This is a genomic window from Streptomyces sp. NPDC058195 (assembly GCF_042883525.1).
GTDB lineage: Bacteria > Actinomycetota > Actinomycetes > Streptomycetales > Streptomycetaceae > Streptomyces.
Window position 1 is genome coordinate 396,091 of sequence record NZ_JBHVVM010000001.1, and the last position, 18,182, is coordinate 414,272.

Consider the following 18,182-nt stretch of genomic DNA (forward strand, 5'->3'; position numbering starts at 1 on the left):
CGGCCCGCGCCACTACGTTCAACAGGTGACTGTGATCGCGACTGAGCGCCTGACTATGCGGTTCCCCCGGGTGACCGCGCTTGACCGGCTCTCCTTGGACATCGGCCCCGGCGTGACGGGGCTGGTGGGTTCCAACGGGGCCGGCAAGTCCACATTGATCAAGATCCTGCTGGGGCTGTCCCCCGCCACCGAGGGCCGGGCGACTGTGCTCGGGCTCGACGTCGCCACCGAAGGCGCCGCCATTCGGGAACGGGTCGGCTACATGCCCGAGCACGACTGCCTGCCGCCCGACGTCTCGGCCACCGAGTTCGTCGTCCACATGGCGCGGATGTCCGGGCTGCCCCCGACCGCGGCGCGCGAGCGCACCGCCGACACCCTGCGGCACGTGGGCCTCTACGAAGAGCGCTACCGCCCCATCGGCGGCTATTCCACCGGCATGAAACAGCGTGTGAAGCTGGCCCAGGCGCTCGTCCACGACCCGCGCCTGGTGCTGCTCGACGAGCCGACCAACGGTCTGGACCCGGTCGGCCGCGACGAGATGCTCGGACTGATCCGCCGCATCCACACCGACTTCGGCATCTCGGTCCTGGTCACCTCGCACCTCCTGGGCGAGCTGGAACGCACCAGCGACCACGTCGTCGTCATCGACGGCGGCGCCCTGCTGCGCTCCAGTTCCACCAGCGACTTCACCCAGACCACCGCCACCCTCGCGGTCGAGGTCACCGACAGCGACACCCACCCCGACGGCACCGACGCACTGCGCCGCACCCTCACCGAGGCCGGGGTGAAGCTGCTCGGCAGCGACGGGCTCGACACCCAGGGGCTGCCCGGCGCCGGTCACATCCTGCTGGTCGAGGCGACCGGCGAGGAGACGTACGACACCGTGCGCGACAGCGTCGCCGGGCTCGGACTCGGCCTCGTGCGGATGGAACAGCGCCGCCACCACATCGCCGAGGTCTTCCACGCCGAGGAGGCCCATGCCTCCGCCGTTCCGGCGCAGGGTACGCCGGGCACATCCGACGCGCACACATCAGCCGCCCGTACAGCAGAAGGGGAGCGGTCGTGATGAGTACCGAGACCGGCACCGCGGCCGGGAGCGAGACCTCCCGCATCCACAACATCGGCTACCGCTCCTACGACGGCCCCCGGCTGGGCCGGGGCTACGCGCGGCGCTCGCTCTACACGCAGTCACTGCGCGGAGCCTTCGGACTGGGCCGTTCCGCCAAGTCCAAGGTGCTGCCGATGCTGATGGCCGGGGTGATGTGCCTGGTCGCGTCGATCATCGTCGCCGTAGCCATCTCCACCCCCGGCACGACGGCGCTGCCGATCAAGTACACCGCGTTCGCGATCTACCTCCAAGCCGTGATCGGCCTCTTCCTCGCGGCCCAGGCACCGCAGTCGGTCTCCCGGGACCTGCGCTTCAGGAGCATGCCGCTGTACTTCTCGCGGCCCATCGAGCGGGTGGACTACGTCGTGGCCAAGCTGGCGGCCATGGCATCCGCCCTTCTCATCCTCACCGGCGCGCCGCTCGTCATCCTCTACCTGGGCGCGCTCCTCGCGAAGTTCGACTTCGCCGAGCAGACCAAGGGATTCGGACAGGGCATGGTCTCGGTCGCGCTGCTCTCCGTGCTCTTCGCCGCGCTCGGCCTGGTGATGGCGGCGCTGACGCCGCGCCGCGGTTTCGGCGTCGCCGCCGTGATCGCCGTACTGACCATCACGTACGGCGCGGTCTCCACGGTCCAGAACATCACCTGGCAGACGGGCTCCGAAGGCGCCGTGGAGTGGCTGGGGCTGTTCTCCCCCATCACCCTGATCGGCGGCCTGCAGACCGCCTTCCTCGGCGCTGACTCGGCCTTCCCCGGAGGGGAAGGCCCGGGAGCCGGAGCCGGGATGGTCTATCTGATCGTATTTCTCGCGCTCGTCTCCGGCTGCTACGCCGTACTGATGCGCCGTTACCGGAGGGCCGGGCTGTGACCACCATCGAGATCGACCACACCTCGCGCTGGTTCGGCAACGTGGTCGCCGTCAACGACGTGAGCATGACGGTGGGGCCGGGCGTCACCGGACTGCTCGGGCCCAACGGCGCGGGGAAGTCCACGCTGATCAACATGATGGCCGGGTTCCTCGCCCCGTCGACCGGCACGGTCACGCTGGGCGGCAAGCCGATCTGGCGCAACGAGGCCGTGTACCGGGAGATCGGCATCGTGCCGGAGCGGGAAGCCATGTACGACTTCCTGACCGGCCGCGAGTTCGTCGTCGCCAACGCCGAGCTCCAGGGCCTCGGTGACGCGGAGGCGCGACGGGCCCTGGCCACCGTCGAGATGGAGTACGCGCAGGACCGCAAGATCTCGACGTACAGCAAGGGCATGCGCCAGCGCGTGAAGATGGCGTCCGCGCTGGTCCACGAGCCCTCGGTGCTGCTGCTCGACGAGCCGTTCAACGGCATGGACCCCCGGCAGCGGATGCAGCTGATGCACCTGCTGCGACGGATGGGGGAGGAGGGCCGTACGGTGCTCTTCTCCTCGCACATCCTCGAAGAGGTCGAGCAGCTCGCCTCCCACATCGAGGTGATCGTGGCCGGGCGGCACGCGGCGTCCGGCGACTTCCGCAAGATCCGCCGACTGATGACGGACCGCCCGCACCGCTATCTCGTACGCTCCAGCGACGACCGAGCCCTCGCCGCCGCGCTGATCGCCGACCCGTCGACGGCGGGCATCGAGGTGGACCTGGGCGAGCGGGCTCTGCGTATCCAGGCGGTCGACTTCGCGCGCTTCACCGAACTGCTGCCGAAGGTCGCACGCGAGCACGGAATCCGTCTTCTGGCCGTATCGCCGTCCGACGAGTCCCTCGAATCGGTCTTTTCCTATCTCGTATCGGCCTGAGTAGTGGCCTGAAAGGAGCTGTGAAGCGTCATGTACGAACCCACAGTCGCCCGGCTCACCTACCGGGCCCTGCTCGGACGGCGCCGGGCCGCCATCCTGTTCGTCCTGCCGGTCCTTCTGGTGCTGATCTCCGTCGCGGTACGGATGTTCACCGGGACCGACGACCAGGTGGCATCGGACGTGCTGGGCGGTTTCGCCATCGCCACGATGGTGCCGCTGATCGGCGTGATCGCCGGGACAGGGGCCATCGGTCCCGAGATCGATGACGGATCGATCGTCTATCTGCTGTCCAAGCCGGTGAAGCGGCCGACGATCATCTTCACCAAGCTGATCGTCGCCATCGCCGTGACCATGGTGTTCTCGGCGCTGCCGACGCTGGTCGCGGGTTTGATCCTCAACGGCAACGGCCAGCAGATCGCGGTGGCGTACACCATCGCCGCCCTGGTCGCCTCGATCGCGTACAGCGCGCTGTTCCTGCTGCTGGGCACGGTCAGCCGGCACGCGGTCGTCCTCGGGCTCGTCTACGCGCTGGTGTGGGAGGCCCTGTTCGGCTCGCTGGTCCCCGGGGCGCGCACGCTCAGCGTTCAGCAGTGGTCCCTCGCCGTCGCCGAGAAGGTCGGCGGGACGGGCACGATCACCTCCGACGTCGGGCTGCCGACGGCGACGGTCCTGCTGGTGGCGGTCACGGTGCTGGCGACCTGGTACGCGGGCCAGAAGCTGCGCACGCTGAAGCTGGCCGGAGAGGAGTGAGAGGGGGCTCTCCCCGGCACCCTCCGCCTTCGTCAACCCCCGCCCTCCCGGCGGGGGTTGATGTGTTCCAGGTGACTTTCCCCGTCACTGTGCGTCTACCGGTTCGTTGGCCGAGGTGCGTGGAGGCGGCCCCGGACTGCGTGGCGTCGTGGTCTTCGCGCATCAGGGGAACGCCGATGCCGGTGGGGAGCACCCGCCGGGCCGGCCATCGAGCGGGTGGCATCCGTGGGCGTCCGCTGCCCTTCGAGCCCGGGACGGGGCTGTCCGTCCTCGTCGCAGGACAGACGGCATGCCCATGCCCACAGAAGCCGCCCCGCTCGGATCACGCGCGCCGTGTGCCGGACAGATGGGGCGCGCCGGAGCCCTCGGCAGGGTGAAGAGCCTTGTCATGCTCCCGGACGGAAGTCACGTGCGGCTCAGTCACCCGCTCAGTGACCGGCGCAGTCACCGCCTCAGTCCTACGACGACTGGAGGAGCCGTTCCAGGACGACGGCGATCCCGTCGTCCTGGTTGGACGTCGTGATCTCCTGGGCCACGCTCTTCAGCTGCTTGTGCGCGTTGGCCATCGCCACGCCGTGCCGCGACCAGGCGAACATCGGGATGTCGTTCGGCATGTCGCCGAAGGCCAGGGTGTCCGCGCCCTTCACGCCCAGCCGACGCGCGGCCAGGGAGAGCCCGGTCGCCTTGCTCAGCCCCAGCGGAAGGATCTCCACCACTCCCGGACCCGCCATGACCACGTCCACGAGATTGCCGACGGCCGCACGCGCCGCCGTCGCCAGGGCGTCGTCGTCCAGCTCGGGGTGCTGGATGTAGACCTTGTTCAGCGGCGCGGACCACAGCTCGGCCGGGTCCTCCACGAAGACCGCCGGAAGCGGGCCCTCCTGTACGCGGTAGCCGGGGCCGACCAGCACCTCGCCGTCGAGCCCGTCGCGGCTCGCCGCCATGGCCAGCGGGCCGACCTCGGCCTCGACCTTGGACAGCGCGAGACCGGCGAGCTGCCGGTCGAGCGTGAGCGAGGTCAGCAGCCTGCGCTCACCCGCGTGGTAGACCTGCGCGCCCTGGCCGCAGACCGCGAGCCCTTCGTAGCCCAGGTCGTCCAGGATGTGGCGCGTCCAGGGAACCGACCGGCCGGTGACGATGATGTGCGCGGCACCGGCCGCGGCGGTCGCGAGCAGTGCCTCGCGCGTGCGCTCGGAGACCGTGTCGTCGTCACGCAGCAGTGTGCCGTCGAGGTCGGTCGCGACGAGCTTGTACGGAAAGGTCACTTGGAGACCGGCTCCAGGACCTCGCGTCCGCCCAGGTACGGCCGGAGTACCTCGGGCACCCGTACCGAACCGTCGGCCAGCTGGTGGTTCTCCAGGATCGCCACGATGGTGCGCGGTACGGCGCAGAGCGTGCCGTTCAGCGTGGCCAGCGGCTGGAGGACCTTCTTGCCGTCGTGGCTGTCGCGCATCCGGACGGCCAGGCGGCGGGCCTGGAAACTGTCGCAGTTCGACGCGGAGGTGAGCTCGCGGTACTTGCCCTGCGTCGGGATCCACGCCTCGCAGTCGAACTTCCGGGAGGCCGAGGCGCCCAGGTCGCCGGTGGCCACGTCGATCACCTGGAACGGCAGCTCAAGAGAGGTGAGCCACTGCTTCTCCCAGTCCAGGAGCCTGCGGTGCTCCGCCTCGGCGTCGGCCGGGTCGACGTACGAGAACATCTCGACCTTGTCGAACTGGTGGACCCGGAAGATGCCACGGGTGTCCTTGCCGTACGTACCGGCCTCACGGCGGAAGCAGGGCGAGAAACCGGCGTAGCGCAGCGGGAGCTGCTCGGCGTCGATGATCTCGTCCATGTGGTACGCGGCGAGCGGGACCTCGGAGGTGCCGACCAGGTAGTAGTCGTCCTTCTCCAGGTGGTAGACGTTCTCCGCGGCCTGGCCGAGGAAACCGGTGCCCTCCATGGCGCGCGGGCGGACCAGCGCCGGGGTCAGCATCGGGACGAAGCCGGCCTCGGTGGCCTGCGCGATCGCCGCGTTGACCAGGGCCAGCTCCAGCAGGGCGCCGACGCCCGTCAGGTAGTAGAAGCGCGAGCCGGAGACCTTGGCACCCCGCTCCATGTCGATGGCGCCGAGCTTCTCGCCGAGCTCCAGGTGGTCCTTGGGCTCGAAGCCCTCGGCCCCGAAGTCACGGATGGTGCCGTGCGTCTCCAGGACGACGAAGTCCTCCTCGCCGCCGACCGGCACGTCCGCGTGGACGATGTTGCCGATCTGCAGCATCAGGCTCTTGGCCTCGGCGTCCGCCTCGTTCTGGGCCGCGTCGGCGGCCTTGACGTCGGTCTTCAGCTGCTCGGCCCGCTTGAGCAGCTCGGCGCGCTCCTCGGGCGAGGCCTTGGGGATGAGTTTGCCGAGCGCTTTCTGCTCGGAGCGGAGTTCGTCGAAGCGGACACCGGACGACCTGCGCAGCTCGTCGGCGGAGAGCAGGGCGTCGACGAGGCCGACGTCCTCTCCACGGGCGCGCTGGGAGGCGCGAACACGGTCGGGGTCCTCACGGAGCAGGCGAAGGTCAATCACCCCTCCAGGCTACCGGTGCGCCCTTCCCCCTCTCGAACCGATATGGACGAGCGTGTCACTTTGCCCAGATTGCCGGAATTGGTGATGCTGGGGGAGATTGCGCGGCCGGAGAGGATTCCGCGCGTCAGTAGTAAGCGTCTATTCGCCCGAATGGGGCAGATGGCCTTGTTCGCTTGACGTATGGCCCTTGCTCGGGGCGGCAGTTGAGCCTCGCTTGTCCACAGGTTCCGAGGCTCCTGAGAGTTATCCACAGGCTGTGAGGAAGTTCTGTGGATGCCGGAGGGCGGCATTCCGAAAGCCTCGCGATGGCTCACGGATTTCCGGTTCAAACCCGCTTCAGACGCTCGTTCGGGTGGGAATTGGCCATCTTCATGAGTTGATCAATGGAATTGAGGGATGCGGGGTGCCTGGGATGGCTCGGCGGACTGTGGACGCGTCTGTGGCGACCAGGGTGATTTGTCGATGATGTCGTGAGCGACTGTCGACTTGTCCCCAGGCTGGGACTCCGCCCTGTGGATAACTCGGTGGATAACTGTGCGGACGAAAATCTTAGGATGCGCGCCGTCGTCAGCCCCGGCCATCCAGGTTCCGGGCCAGCCAGTCGGAGGCCTCGGTGAACTCCGCGTCCGAGGTCCCGGTCCGCAGCGGGGGAACGTCCCGCGGGTCGACCCCGGCCCGCGGGTACGAGCCCAGGAACCGCACCTTCGGGCAGATCCGCTTCAGACCCATCAGCGCCTCGCCGACCCGGCGGTCCGCGATGTGGCCCTCGGCGTCCACCGCGAAGCAGTAGTTCCCGATGCCGGCCCCGGTCGGCCGCGACTGGATCAGCATCAGGTTCACCCCGCGCACCGCGAACTCCTGGAGCAGTTCGAGCAGGGCGCCGGGACGGTCCTCGCCCATCCAGATGGCCACCGACGTCTTGTCCGCGCCCGTCGGTGCCGCCGGGCGGGCGAGGCGGCCCACCAGGACGAAACGCGTCTGCGCGTTCTCCGCGTCGTGGATCTCGGTCACCAGCGGTACGAGACCGTAGGTCGCCGCCGCGAACTCACCGGCGAAGGCGGCGTCGTAATGGCCCTCCTGCACCAGCCGGGCCCCGTCCGCGTTGGAGGCCGCCGACTCCCACACGGCGTCCGGGAGGTGGGCGGCCATCCAGTTGCGCACCTGCGGCTGTGCGGCCGGGTGCGCGGTGACCGACTTGATGTCGGACAGCTCGGTGCCCGGCCGCACCAGGAGCGCGAAGCTGATGGAGAGCAGCACCTCGCGGTAGATCATCAGCGGCTCGCCGGAGGTCAGTTCGTCGAGCGTCGCGTTGATGCCGCCCTCGACCGAGTTCTCGATCGGCACCAGGGCCGCCGCGGCGGCCCCGCTGCGTACCGCGTCCAGCGCGGCCGGTACGGAGACCATCGGGACGAGCTCGCGGGTGGCGGCTTCCGGGAGCGTACGGAGGGCGACCTCGGTGAAGGTGCCTTCGGGGCCGAGATAGGCGTAGCGCGTGGCGGACATGTCGTCACCCTAATGGGCCTTCCGGCCACGGGGGCTCAGGATTCGAGCAGCCGCTGCCCCACGTATTCGCCCTCCGCCGCACCGCCCGGCACCGCGAACAGGCCGCTCGCCTCGTGCCGGATGAACGGAGACAGGGCATCGCCCCGGTCCAGCTTCCGCTGCACCGGCACGAAACCGCGCAGCGGATCGGCCTGCCAGCAGATGAACAGCAGACCGGCGTCCGGGGTGCCGTCCTCCGCGATGCCGTCGTGGTACGAGAAGGGGCGCCGCAGCATGGCCGCGCCGCTGTTCTTCCCGGGCGAGGAGATCCGGGCATGGGCGTTGTCCGGGATCAGGAGCTTGCCGTCCGGGCCCGCCCGGTCGAGGTCCATCGGTGTGGTCTCGGCGCCGCCGCTGAGCGGGGCACCGTCCTTCTTCCGGCGCCCTATGACCTGCTCCTGCCGGGCCACCGGAAGTTTCTCCCAGTCGTCCAGCAGCATCCTGATCCGGCGCACGACCGCGTACGAGCCGCCCGCGAGCCACTCGTACGGTGTACCGGTCCCGGCGGGGACGAAGACGCGGCGGTCGAAGTCGCTCTCGGCGGGCTTCGGGTTGTTGGTGCCGTCGACCTGGCCCATCAGATTGCGGGCGGTCATCGGCCGGGCCGTGGCACCGGGGGACCGGTTGAAGCCGTTCATCTGCCAGCGGACCCTGGCCGCCGGAGCGGACGCCCGCTGCACGGCGCGCAGCGCGTGGAAGGCCACGAGCCCGTCGTCCGCGCCGATCTGGACCCAGAGGTCGCCCTCGGAGCGCCGGGCGTCGAGACGGTCGGAGGAGAACGGCGGCAGCGGGTCGAGCCCCGGCGGGCGGCGGTCGGTCAGCCCGGTGCGTCCGAAGAAGGTCCGGCCGAAACCGAAGGTGAGGGTCAGCGAGGACGGCCCGGCGTCCAGCGCGATCCCGGTGTCGTGGTCCGGGCCGTCCGCCGCGCCGCTCCCGGCGGACTCCCCGGCCATCAGCCGCCCGGCCAGCTCCGACCAGCGGCGCATCAGGGCGATGGCCTCCTTGCGCCCGGCGCCGGGCACCAGGTCGAAGGCGATGAGATGGCCGCTGGCCTGAAGCGGAGTGGTGATCCCCGGTTGATGTTTCCCGTGAAACATCGCTCGCGTGGTCCCGACCGCGGTCAGCGCGGTGGGCTCGTCGGGCCGGGTCGCGGCGTAACCGGCCGCACCGCCCGTCGCGCCGAGCACCAGCCCGGCCGCACCGGCCGCGCCCGCGCCGCCGATCAGCCGCCGCCGGGAGATGGATCCGCCCACGCGTGCGTCCCCGCCCGCGTCCACGTCGTTCGTACGACGTCCTTCCGGCGTGCGAGGCCCTTCCGCCGTGCGGCGTCCTTCCGCCGTGCGACGGCCGTTCGCCGTACCGCTCCGCGTCTTCTCGCTGCTGTCTGTGCTCACGATCCTGCTCAGCCGATCTTCATGGTCTTGTCGACGGTCGTCTGATCGATGTCCGACGTACGGACGGTCACCGCGACCTTCCAGGCGCCCGGCATCGGGATCCGGACGTCGCTGGCGGTCCAGTGCCCCTCGGCCAGCCGGGCCGAGGCGACCGGGAGCGGGCCGATGTCCTGGGACTTCAGCGTGAGGGAGACCTTCACCTCGGGGACGTCCAGGGGCTTCCCGTCAGCGCCGTCGATCCACAGGTGCAGCTCGTTGGCGCCGGTACGGGCCGGGGTGATCTCCAGCCGCACCGTTCCGCTGCCCTTCTCACCGCCGGTGTCGAAGGGCACCTTCATGGTGACCGGGCCCTCGGCCACCGGGGCGGACGCCGCCGTCGACGCGCGGGACGCCTCCTCCTCGGTACGCGCGGGCTCGGTCGAGGTCAGGACCGTCGTCACCGCCAGCAGCACCACGGCGACCCCCGCCTCCGCCAGCACCGAGCGCCGCAGCCCGGACCGGTCGGGGTCGGCGTCGCGGCGCCGCTTCTTCTCGGCGGTGGCCACGGCGGCCTGCTGACGGGCGAGCTGGGCGGCCCGCTCGGGACCAACGTCCTGCGCGGATCCCCCGGAAGCCTCGCGAGCTCCGGAAACCCCGGACTCCCCGAAAGCCCCGGGAGTCTCGCGACGCCCGGGATCCGTGGGCCTCTCGGGGGCCTCGGCCGCCGTCGTACGGCCGTCCTCCGCGCCCCCGCCCTCGCTCCCGCCCAGCCGGGCCGTCCAGCGCCGCGACGTCCAGGCGATCGCGACCATGACGGCGACCAGCACCACCTTCGCGATCAGCAGCTGTCCGTACCCGGTGCCGGTGAGCGCGGACCAGGTGCCGACCTGACGCCACGACTGGTAGATCCCGGTCGCGACGAGTACGACCACGCTGCCGAACGCCATAGAGGAGAAACGCCGTACCGCCGCGTCGTCGAGGCCGGGAGTGCGGTGCAGCGCGACCAGCAGGGCCACGAGACCGCCGAGCCAGGCGGCGACGGCCAGGAGGTGCAGTACGTCGACCGGCATCGCGATGCCCGGCTGGAGCCCGGCCGAGGCGTGCTCGGCGAGCGCCCACGTACCGGCGATTCCGGCGGCGATCACCGTGCCGCCGATGGCCAGCCCGAACGTGAGGTCCTTCTGCTCGCGCTGGTCCTCACGCCGGGCGTAGGTCCCGAAGAGCACGGCGATGAAGAGCGCGGAGGCTCCGAGCAGCAGCAGCCTGGAGACCAGTGCGGCACCGGGCTTGGTGTCGAGCACGGCCTTCAGACCGTCGAGGTCGAAGGCGTCCGCGAGCTTCCCCGACCCCGTGTACGGGCTGCGCAGCAGCAGCATGGCCAGGGTGGCGATGGTCAGGGTCATCCATCCGCGCACCACGAGGCGCTGGAGCGGACGCGCCCCCGCCCCGCCCCGCCAGCAGGCCAGTACGAAGGCGGAGCCGCCGACGAGCAGGATGAAACCGGCGTACGCGGCGTAGCGCGCGATGCCGTAGAGGGTGCCGACGAGTCCGCCGCCGGCCTCCTGGCCGGGCACCGCCGCGGCTGTCTGCGAAGGGGCGCCGATGGAGAAGGTGAAGGCGCCGGACACCGGGTGGCTGTCCGCGGACACGGCCTGCCAGGCGACCGTGTACGTCCCGTCGGACAGCCCGGTGCGCAGCGCCACGCCGTACCGCACGGCGGAGCCGTCCTGCAGGTCGCGCGGTTCGGCGCCGGTGTCGGCGCGTGTGCCGTCCGGGTCCAGTACGCGGATGGAGTCCTTGCCGAAGGCGACCTGCTCGGAGAAGGTGAGCGTGACCTGCTCGGGGGCGGTGGCGACCACCGCCCCGTCCTGCGGATCACTCCCGGTCAGTGCCGCGTGCGCGGACGCCGGGCCCGCGCCCGTCAGCAGCAGGCCGAACACCATGCCGGCGAGGACGGCGAGGAGCGCGGCGACGGCGAACGGACGGCGCGTCGCGGGAGTGGCCGGGGTCTGGGCCCGGACCGGTCCGCAGTGCGGGGCGGTGGCTGTCATGACGAGTCAGTCCCTCACTGCGTCTTCGGGTTGTAGGTGGTCTCCTTCACGGGAAGGTCGACCTTTATCGGGTCGGCCTTCTCGAAGTGCAGTTCCACGGACACCTTCTCGCCCTGTTTGGGCCGCTGCTTGAGCTTCATGAACATGATGTGGTTCCCGCCGCGCTCCAGATTCAGCTCGCCGCCGGCGGGCACGTCGAAGGACGTCACCATGCGCATGGCCTGGTTCTTCGTCTCGTGGATCGTGACGTCGTCGGAGAGCGGGCTGGTGACGGAGGTGAGCCGGTCGGAGGTGGTGCCGCTGTTCTTCACCACGAGGAATCCGGCCGCCATGTCGCTGACGGGCTGCGGCATGAACCCGCCGCTCACCGTGATGTCCGGTCCGCTCTCCGCGGACGAGCAGCCCGCCAGCGTCAGCCCCGCGGTGAGGGCGACGGCACCGGCGAGCGCGGCACGCCGCTTCACGGGGTGGCTCCCGCGACGATCTTCGGGAGGTCCTTGGTGTAGTCGTCCGGCGAGGTGTCCTCGCTGTAGATGAGGTAGCCCTGGTCGGTCTTCGGCGAGAACGCGACGACCTGCGAGCCGTGCATCGAGACGACCGTGCCGTCCTTCTCCTTCTTCGGCGCGTCGATGCCGATGCCGATCTGGCGCGCGCCCGCCTGGATGGCCGGGAAGGAGCCGGTGAGGCCGATGAAGGAGGGGTCCTGGGCCTTGAGCCAGCTGCCGAGCGAGGACGGGGTGTCCCGCTCGGGGTCGGTGGTCACGAAGACGACCTGGAGCTTGTCCTGGTCGGCCTTGGGCAGCGCCTTCTTGGCGATGGCGATGTTGCTCATGATGAGAGGGCAGACGTCCGGGCAGTTGGTGTAGCCGAAGTAGATCAGCGTCGGCTTGCCCTTGGTCCGCTCCCGGAGGTCGAACTTCTTGCCGTGGGTGTCGGTGAGGACGAGATCCGGCTTGGTGAACGGCTGGTCCAGGACGGTCGCGGCCTTGGTCTTCGGCTGGACCGACACATCGGCGATGGGCTTCTTGGCGTTGTCGTCACCGCTGCCGCAGGCGGACAGGGTGAGCGCGGCCGCGGCGACGAACGCCGCGGCCAGCACTGTCTTCTTGTACATGGAGCGCTGATTCCTGGTGATCGGTGGGACGGGGTGGGACAGGTCGGGCAGGTCGGTCAGGGGAGCGGACGGGGCGGTGGATCAGGCGGTGCGGCGGCGGCCGGCGAGCACGCCGAACGCCACTCCGGCCACGCCGACGACGATGCCGACGATGCCGAGGACCCGGGCCGTGGTGTCACTGGCCGAGGCGGCCGACGGGGTGTCCGACGCGGCCTTCGTCTCCTTCGCGGCGGCCTTGTCGTCGGTGTGGGCACCGCCCTCGGCGTCGGTCAGCGTGAGGACGGGCGCCGGGCTCTCGGGCTCCTCGGCGCCGGGCTTCTGCTCCTCGATCCAGCGGACGACGTCCTTGTCGTCGTAGGTCTGGATGGCCTTGAGCACCAGCTGGTCGGTGTTCTCGGGCAGCTGGCCGAGGGAGAGCGGGAACTGCTGGAAGGAGCCGGGCCGGATACCGCGCTCGTCCTTGGCGCCCTCGGCGGTCCAGGTCACCTTCGAGACGGCCTCGCTGATCTTCTGGCCGTGCATCTCCAGCGGCTTCGCCAGCTTGCTCTTGGTGACCTCGGCGCTCCAGCCGGGGACGGCCTGCGGCATGACGGAGACCAGGGGGTGGTCCGTCGGGAAGTTGACCTCGACCTTGGTGGTCGCGGCGTCGTCGCGCTCGTTGGGCACCTTGACGTTGACGGTGGCGTACCCGCCCTTGGCGGCCGTGCCCTCCGGCTGCACGCTGACGTGCGCGGAGGCCGTACCGGCGAGGAGCAGGACGGTGGACGCGGCGAGGCCGCCGGTGAGGGCGATGCGGGAAACGTTCATGACAGGGATCACTCCATGGAGCACGAAGGAAAGGCGGTCCGGCGCGCGGATGCGCGGCGGCATCACGACACCTCTCCTCTCCCCCGTCGACGGCAGGCATGCGCCGGGCGGGTAGGGCGCTGGGGAACGGGTGCGTTCCGGGCGCCGGGCGGAGGGCGTCGCGTCAGGCTGCGAGCGCGTACGCGGACGGCGGCCCGCGCCTGATCACCTGGTGCTGCAAGGAATCCCCGGTGGCGGGTGCCGGGGCATCGACCGCCGTACGGGCGAACCGCGGCCCGGCCGTCGGGCCGGACAGCCCGGCCCGCAGGGCGCCGACGAGGGCGAGCGCCGCGCGCAGCGCACGCAGCCGGGCCCCGGCCGCGAACTGCTGCGCACCGTACGCGGACAGCCGGACCAGCCGGAAGAGCGCGATCTCGCCGCGGCGCAGCAGCCAGCCGGTGGCCAGGGCGGCCAGCAGATGGCCGAGCACCATGGGCAGGTCGGGCAGCAGAGCGAGGGCGCCGGAGCCCATGCCGGGCATGCCCGCCATCCCGGACGAGGCGGCCACGTCGTAGGGTGCGTCGGCCATCACGGACGCCGGGTCGATGCCCGCGGTGGTGACGATGTGATGCGCCTCGGCCGCGTTGAGCTGAGCCGGTCCGGCCCCGCAGACCAGGCGCGCCGCGAACCGGATCAACGCGTCGTCGCCGTTCGCCGCGGCGTTCGCCGCGGTGCCGTGGGCGCTCAGGCCGAACAGGGCGTGCAGGGCGATCTGTCCGCCCGCCAGCGCGGCCGTGATGGACGGCAACGTCCGCTCGCGCCCGGCGAGCGGAGCCGCCACCGCGAACACCCCCAGGAATCCCGCGAGCAGGCTCCACCAGGGGACCGCCGCGCAGGAGGCCAGGGCATGACCGGCCGCGGACAGCGCGACGCAGACCGCGGCGAACACCGCGGTCCTCAGGAGCCGCAGACCGGCTCCGGCGCGTGCGACGGGCATAGACATGGCGGGGCCATCATCGCACCGGCCCGCTGCCACCGGAACGGCAGGTCCGCCGGGCCGGTCTCCGCCCCCGCGTGCCCCGACGCGCCCCTCGCGTGCCTGACGCGCCTCCCCTCGGCCCGACGCGCCCGACCGCCTCGGCATACACGGGCGCACGGAGAGCTGGCTATCCGCCGAATGAGCGGTCTCACATCCGGGGTGCGCTTACGAAGGAGGCCGCGCGGTAATACGTATCGGTATGTCGAGCCGCAGCCAGGAGGCTGGAGCATGAGCATCTGGTGGTCCCTCCATCTGCGGCGCGAGGCCGCGAGCGTCCCGCTCGCCCGCCGCTTCCTGCTGGGCACCATGGAGACCGCGGGGGTCGACCCGGACATCTCCTTCGACCTGTCGGTCGCGCTCAGCGAGGCCTGCGCGAACGCCGTCGAGCACGGCGGAGCCCACCGGTCCGCGGCGGACCCGGAAGCCGTGGCCGATCCGGAAGGCGCCGTGGCCGATCCGGGAGACATCGGAGACCAGCGGCTCCAGGAGGAACGTCCGGGCCGGGGAGAAACGGCGGCGGCCCCCTCCGGCCGCTACCGGGTCACCGCCTATCTGGACGGCGAGCGATGTCGTATCGAGGTCGCCGATTCGGGCCCCGGCTTTCCCGCCCGGAGCGCGCTCCCCGTCACCGCCCAGCAGCCCGGCACCGATCCGCTGCCCGGCACCGATCCGTACGCCCCCCGCCCCTACCCCTCGCCCGACGCCGAGGACGGGCGGGGACTCTGCCTGATCGAGCAGCTCGCCGACCACGTGCACTTCGGCAACCGCCCCGGCAGCGGGGCCGTCGTCAGCTTCGACAAGATCCTGAAATGGCGGAAGGACGCCCTGCTCATGGTGTCCTGAGCAAGGCGCCCCTGCGCGTGATGGTCTTACCGGATCAGCCCTTGAGGCTGGCCATCCAGGCCTCGACCTCGTCGGACCGGCGCGGCAGCTTGTCGGAGAGGTTCCGGTTGCCGTCCTCGGTGACGAGGATGTCGTCCTCGATGCGGACGCCGATGCCCCGGTACTCCTCGGGCACGGTCAGGTCGTCGGCCTGGAAGTACAGACCGGGCTCGACCGTGAGGCAGACGCCGGGCTCCAGCGTGCCGTTGACGTACGTCTCGGTGCGCGCGGCGGCGCAGTCGTGGACGTCCATGCCGAGCATGTGACCGGTGCCGTGCAGCGTCCAGCGGCGCTGGAGCCCCAGCTCCAGGACCTTGTCGACGGAGAGGTCGCCCAGCAGGCCCCACTCGACGAGCTTCTCGGTGAGGACCCGCTGCGCGGCGTCGTGGAAGTCGCGGTAGTCGGCGCCGGGCTTCACGGCGGCGATGCCCGCCTCCTGGGCCTCGTACACCGCGTCGTAGATCTTCCGCTGGAGCGGGGTGAACGTGCCGTTGACCGGGAGGGTGCGGGTCACGTCGGCGGTGTAGAGGTCGTTGGTCTCCACACCGGCGTCGAGCAGCAGCAGCTCGCCGGAGCGCACCGGACCGTCGTTGCGCACCCAGTGCAGGGTGGTGGCGTGCGGACCGGCCGCGCAGATCGAGCCGTAGCCGATGTCGTTGCCCTCGATGCGGGCGCGCAGGAAGAAGGTGCCCTCGATGTAGCGCTCGCTCGTCGCCTCGGCCTTGTCGAGGACCTTCACGACGTCCTCGAAGCCGCGCGCCGTGGCGTCGCAGGCCTTCTCCAGCTCGGAGATCTCGAAGGCGTCCTTCACCAGCCGGGCCTCGGAGAGGTAGACGCGCAGTTCCTCGTCGCGCTCCGCGGTGACCTTGTCGGCCAGCGCGGTCTCGATGCCGGCGTCGTGGCCGCGTACGGCGCGGACCGGGCCGGTGGCCTCGGTCAGCGCGGCGGGCAGCTCGCGCACGTCCTTCGCCGGGATGCCCAGCAGCTGCTCGGCCTCGGTCAGCGAGTGGCGGCGGCCGACCCACAGCTCGCCCTGGCCGTCGAGCCAGAACTCGCCGTTCTCGCGGTTGGAGCGCGGCAGCAGGTGGATGGTCGCCTCGTGGCCGTCCGCGGTCGGCTCCAGGACGAGGACGCCGTCCTGGGTCTGGTCGCCGGTGAGGTACGCGTACTCGGTGGAGGCGCGGAAGGCGTACTCGGTGTCATTGGAACGGGTCTTCAGGTTGCCCGCGGGGATGACCAGCCGCTCACCGGGGAACCGCGCGGAGAGCGCGGCGCGGCGGTCGGCCGTGTGCGCGGCCTGGGCGATCGGTTCGAGGCCGTGCAGCTCGGTGTCGGCCCATCCCGACTTCATGTTCGCGGCGAGTTCGTCGGAGACGCCCGGGTACAGGCCGTTCTTCCGCTGCTTGACCGTTTCTTCTTCCTCGGTCTCCGGGTTCTCCGGGGTGAGCTCCTCAGCCACGATTTGTCTCTCCTTGATACGACACTGGACCCCGACCATCGTACGGGCGTGCAGATAGGGGGCACAGGGCCGGAGGGCCTGTTACATGTTCCGCCCGGTCGTACGGCCCGCCCCGTGGCTGCCCGGCCGGTCAGTCGAAGCGGGCGGCCAGGACGACCACGTCCTGGGTGGCGTCGCCGCGGTCGAGCCCGTCCGGCAGCATGGCGCGCAGCACGTGGTCGGCGACGGCCCCGGCGTCGTGGCGCACCGCTTTGGGCACGGAGGCGCCCGCCGAGTGGAACCGGGCGAACGCCCGGTCCGTCGACTCGCCGCCGCGGCGCAGGAGTCCGTCCGTGCAGAGCAGGACGGTTTCCCCCGGTGCCGGGGTGATCTCCACACTGGGCGCCTCCCAGCAGGCGAGCATGCCCAGCGGTGCGGAGACCGAGGTCTCGACGAACTCGGTGCGCCGGTCGCCGATCACCAGCGGTGGTGTGTGGCCCGCGCCCGCCAGCAGGATCTTGCGCCCGGCCGGTTCGCAGTAGGCGAACAGCGCGGTCGCGGTCCGGGCCGGTTCGGTGAGCCGCAGCAGCAGCTCCAGGTCGGAGAGCACGGCGACCGGGTCCTCGCCCTCCATCACCGCGTACGCCCGCAGCCCGGCCCGCAGCCGTCCCATGGCGGCCAGAGCGCCGGGCCCGGACCCCTCCACCGAGCCCACGGCGAGGCCGAGCGCGCCCTCCGGCAGTGCCAGCGCGTCGTACCAGTCGCCGCCGCCCTGCGGCCCGCGGTGGTGCCGGGCCGCCAGCTGTACGCCGGTGACCCGGGGCAGCCTGCTGGGCAGCAGTTCCTCGGTGACGGTGGCGACATCGGCCCTGGCCCGCTCCAGCTCCACGAGCCTGGCCAGGTGCTCACCGGCGTACCGCGTGTAGAGGCCGACGAGATGCCGTCGTCGCTCCAGCGGTTCGGCGGGTTCGTCGTACAGCCAGACCGCGGCACCGAGCGGCCCGGCCGCCTCGGCGGTGAGCGGTACGGCGTAGCTCGCGGCGTAGCCCAGCAGGGCGGCGACCTCGCGGCGGCGGGGATCCAGCCCGGTGTCGCCGAGCAGATCGGGGGTGGCCGGTGCGGCCTCGGCATCCGGGAGCCCTTCCAGGATGCGGCCGTACGAGGTGGCGGCGCGGGGCACCGTCTCGATCAGCCCCAGCTCGGCGTGGGTGAGCGCGAGGCCGACGGTGCGCACGGGGCCCCGGTGGTCGGAGGGTTCGAGGACGGCCAGGCCGCGGCGGGCGCCGACCAGGGCGGCCCCGGCGTCCAGCAGTTCGTGCAGCGCGTCGTCGAGGGTGCCGGTTCTGGCCAGCCGCTCGGTGAGCTCGTGCAGCGTGGTGAGATCGGAGATCCAGCCGGCGAGCCGGTCCTGGAGGAAGGTCCCCGGAGCGGACGGAACGTCGGCCAGGGGCCCGTCAGTGTGTGCCGAAACCGCAACAGTGGGATCGATTCCAGCCACTTTCGGAAGATGCGGGGCGCTCATGGCTTCTGGCTTCCCGACCAGTTCTTTCTGTCGAATAGCATCGCAAACCCCCATGTCATTCTGCGCCGCTATCTGTGCATCCACATGGACACGCAGCACCACATCTACACGCACATGTGAGGCGATGTCCAGCATTGTCCCCACGGGAAATATGGTGTCCACGAGAGCATCAAGTTGGCTAAAAATCGCAGCTTGCGCTCGCCATTTGCTGTCGACTGGGCGTGCTTGACCAGGAGGTGTTCTCGGGTGAAG

Annotated in this window: 15 protein-coding genes and 1 pseudogene; 5 read left to right on the forward strand and 11 right to left on the reverse strand. The window is 70.9% G+C overall.

Annotated features, from left to right (window positions below):
- Nucleotides 1-55: 55 nt before the first annotated feature.
- From ACFVWY_RS01795 to ACFVWY_RS01810, 4 genes and pseudogenes are all read left to right on the forward strand, one after another.
- Nucleotides 56-1,073, forward strand: a pseudogene (locus tag ACFVWY_RS01795) (ABC transporter ATP-binding protein); the annotation flags it as partial.
- A complete protein-coding gene (locus tag ACFVWY_RS01800; RefSeq protein WP_389866133.1) occupies nucleotides 1,066-1,974 on the forward strand; it encodes an ABC transporter permease in 909 nt (302 codons plus the stop codon). The pseudogene ACFVWY_RS01795 and the gene ACFVWY_RS01800, both read left to right, overlap by 8 nt.
- Nucleotides 1,971-2,882, forward strand: coding sequence for an ABC transporter ATP-binding protein (locus tag ACFVWY_RS01805; protein ID WP_389866135.1), 912 nt, complete (start codon nucleotides 1,971-1,973; stop codon nucleotides 2,880-2,882). The genes ACFVWY_RS01800 and ACFVWY_RS01805 overlap by 4 nt, the downstream gene beginning before the upstream one ends.
- Nucleotides 2,883-2,912: 30 nt before the next feature.
- Nucleotides 2,913-3,632 carry an ABC transporter permease gene (locus ACFVWY_RS01810; protein ID WP_389866137.1) on the forward strand — a complete coding sequence of 240 codons (720 nt, stop codon included), beginning with the start codon at nucleotides 2,913-2,915 and terminating at the stop codon, nucleotides 3,630-3,632.
- A 458-nt stretch (nucleotides 3,633-4,090) separates the two neighbouring features.
- Here ACFVWY_RS01810 and ACFVWY_RS01815 read toward each other — a convergent pair whose 3' ends face one another.
- The 9 genes from ACFVWY_RS01815 to ACFVWY_RS01855 all read right to left on the reverse strand — a co-directional run bounded on the left by ACFVWY_RS01815 (nucleotide 4,091) and on the right by ACFVWY_RS01855 (nucleotide 14,052).
- Complete coding sequence (locus tag ACFVWY_RS01815) at nucleotides 4,091-4,897, reverse strand: HAD family hydrolase (protein WP_389866140.1); 807 nt, start codon at nucleotides 4,895-4,897, stop codon at nucleotides 4,091-4,093.
- The gene (gene serS, locus ACFVWY_RS01820; RefSeq protein WP_389866143.1) at nucleotides 4,894-6,183 is read right to left on the reverse strand and encodes a serine--tRNA ligase; all 1,290 of its coding nucleotides are present in this window, start codon (nucleotides 6,181-6,183) and stop codon (nucleotides 4,894-4,896) included. Before serS ends, ACFVWY_RS01815 begins: the two co-directional genes overlap by 4 nt.
- A gap of 567 nt (nucleotides 6,184-6,750) precedes the next feature.
- Nucleotides 6,751-7,686, reverse strand: coding sequence for a prephenate dehydratase (gene pheA / locus ACFVWY_RS01825; protein ID WP_389866145.1), 936 nt, complete (start codon nucleotides 7,684-7,686; stop codon nucleotides 6,751-6,753).
- 35 nt (nucleotides 7,687-7,721) lie between these two features.
- A complete protein-coding gene (gene efeB / locus ACFVWY_RS01830; protein WP_389866147.1) occupies nucleotides 7,722-9,002 on the reverse strand; it encodes an iron uptake transporter deferrochelatase/peroxidase subunit in 1,281 nt (426 codons plus the stop codon).
- Nucleotides 9,003-9,127: 125 nt separating this feature from the next.
- Complete coding sequence (locus ACFVWY_RS01835; RefSeq protein WP_389866151.1) at nucleotides 9,128-11,149, reverse strand: copper resistance CopC/CopD family protein; 2,022 nt, start codon at nucleotides 11,147-11,149, stop codon at nucleotides 9,128-9,130.
- Between the two features lie 14 nt (nucleotides 11,150-11,163).
- Nucleotides 11,164-11,613: a copper chaperone PCu(A)C gene (locus ACFVWY_RS01840; RefSeq protein ID WP_389866154.1), complete on the reverse strand. Its 450-nt coding sequence runs from the start codon at nucleotides 11,611-11,613 to the stop codon at nucleotides 11,164-11,166.
- On the reverse strand, nucleotides 11,610-12,263 hold the full coding sequence (locus tag ACFVWY_RS01845; RefSeq protein WP_389866157.1) for an SCO family protein: 654 nt from the start codon (nucleotides 12,261-12,263) through the stop codon (nucleotides 11,610-11,612). Before ACFVWY_RS01845 ends, ACFVWY_RS01840 begins: the two co-directional genes overlap by 4 nt.
- 81 nt (nucleotides 12,264-12,344) lie before the next feature.
- Nucleotides 12,345-13,070 carry a YcnI family protein gene (locus tag ACFVWY_RS01850; protein WP_389866159.1) on the reverse strand — a complete coding sequence of 242 codons (726 nt, stop codon included), beginning with the start codon at nucleotides 13,068-13,070 and terminating at the stop codon, nucleotides 12,345-12,347.
- A gap of 163 nt (nucleotides 13,071-13,233) precedes the next feature.
- Nucleotides 13,234-14,052 carry a hypothetical protein gene (locus ACFVWY_RS01855; protein WP_389866160.1) on the reverse strand — a complete coding sequence of 273 codons (819 nt, stop codon included), beginning with the start codon at nucleotides 14,050-14,052 and terminating at the stop codon, nucleotides 13,234-13,236.
- A 264-nt stretch (nucleotides 14,053-14,316) separates the two neighbouring features.
- Here ACFVWY_RS01855 and ACFVWY_RS01860 point away from each other — a divergent pair, with 264 nt between their 5' ends.
- The gene (locus tag ACFVWY_RS01860; protein ID WP_389866162.1) at nucleotides 14,317-14,931 is read left to right on the forward strand and encodes an ATP-binding protein; all 615 of its coding nucleotides are present in this window, start codon (nucleotides 14,317-14,319) and stop codon (nucleotides 14,929-14,931) included.
- A 34-nt stretch (nucleotides 14,932-14,965) separates the two neighbouring features.
- Here the strand turns inward: ACFVWY_RS01860 and ACFVWY_RS01865 are convergent, their stop codons facing one another.
- The gene (locus ACFVWY_RS01865; RefSeq protein ID WP_389866163.1) at nucleotides 14,966-16,429 is read right to left on the reverse strand and encodes an aminopeptidase P family protein; all 1,464 of its coding nucleotides are present in this window, start codon (nucleotides 16,427-16,429) and stop codon (nucleotides 14,966-14,968) included.
- Between the two features lie 130 nt (nucleotides 16,430-16,559).
- Nucleotides 16,560-17,930 carry a PP2C family protein-serine/threonine phosphatase gene (locus ACFVWY_RS01870; protein WP_389866164.1) on the reverse strand — a complete coding sequence of 457 codons (1,371 nt, stop codon included), beginning with the start codon at nucleotides 17,928-17,930 and terminating at the stop codon, nucleotides 16,560-16,562.
- Nucleotides 17,931-18,182: the final 252 nt, after the last annotated feature.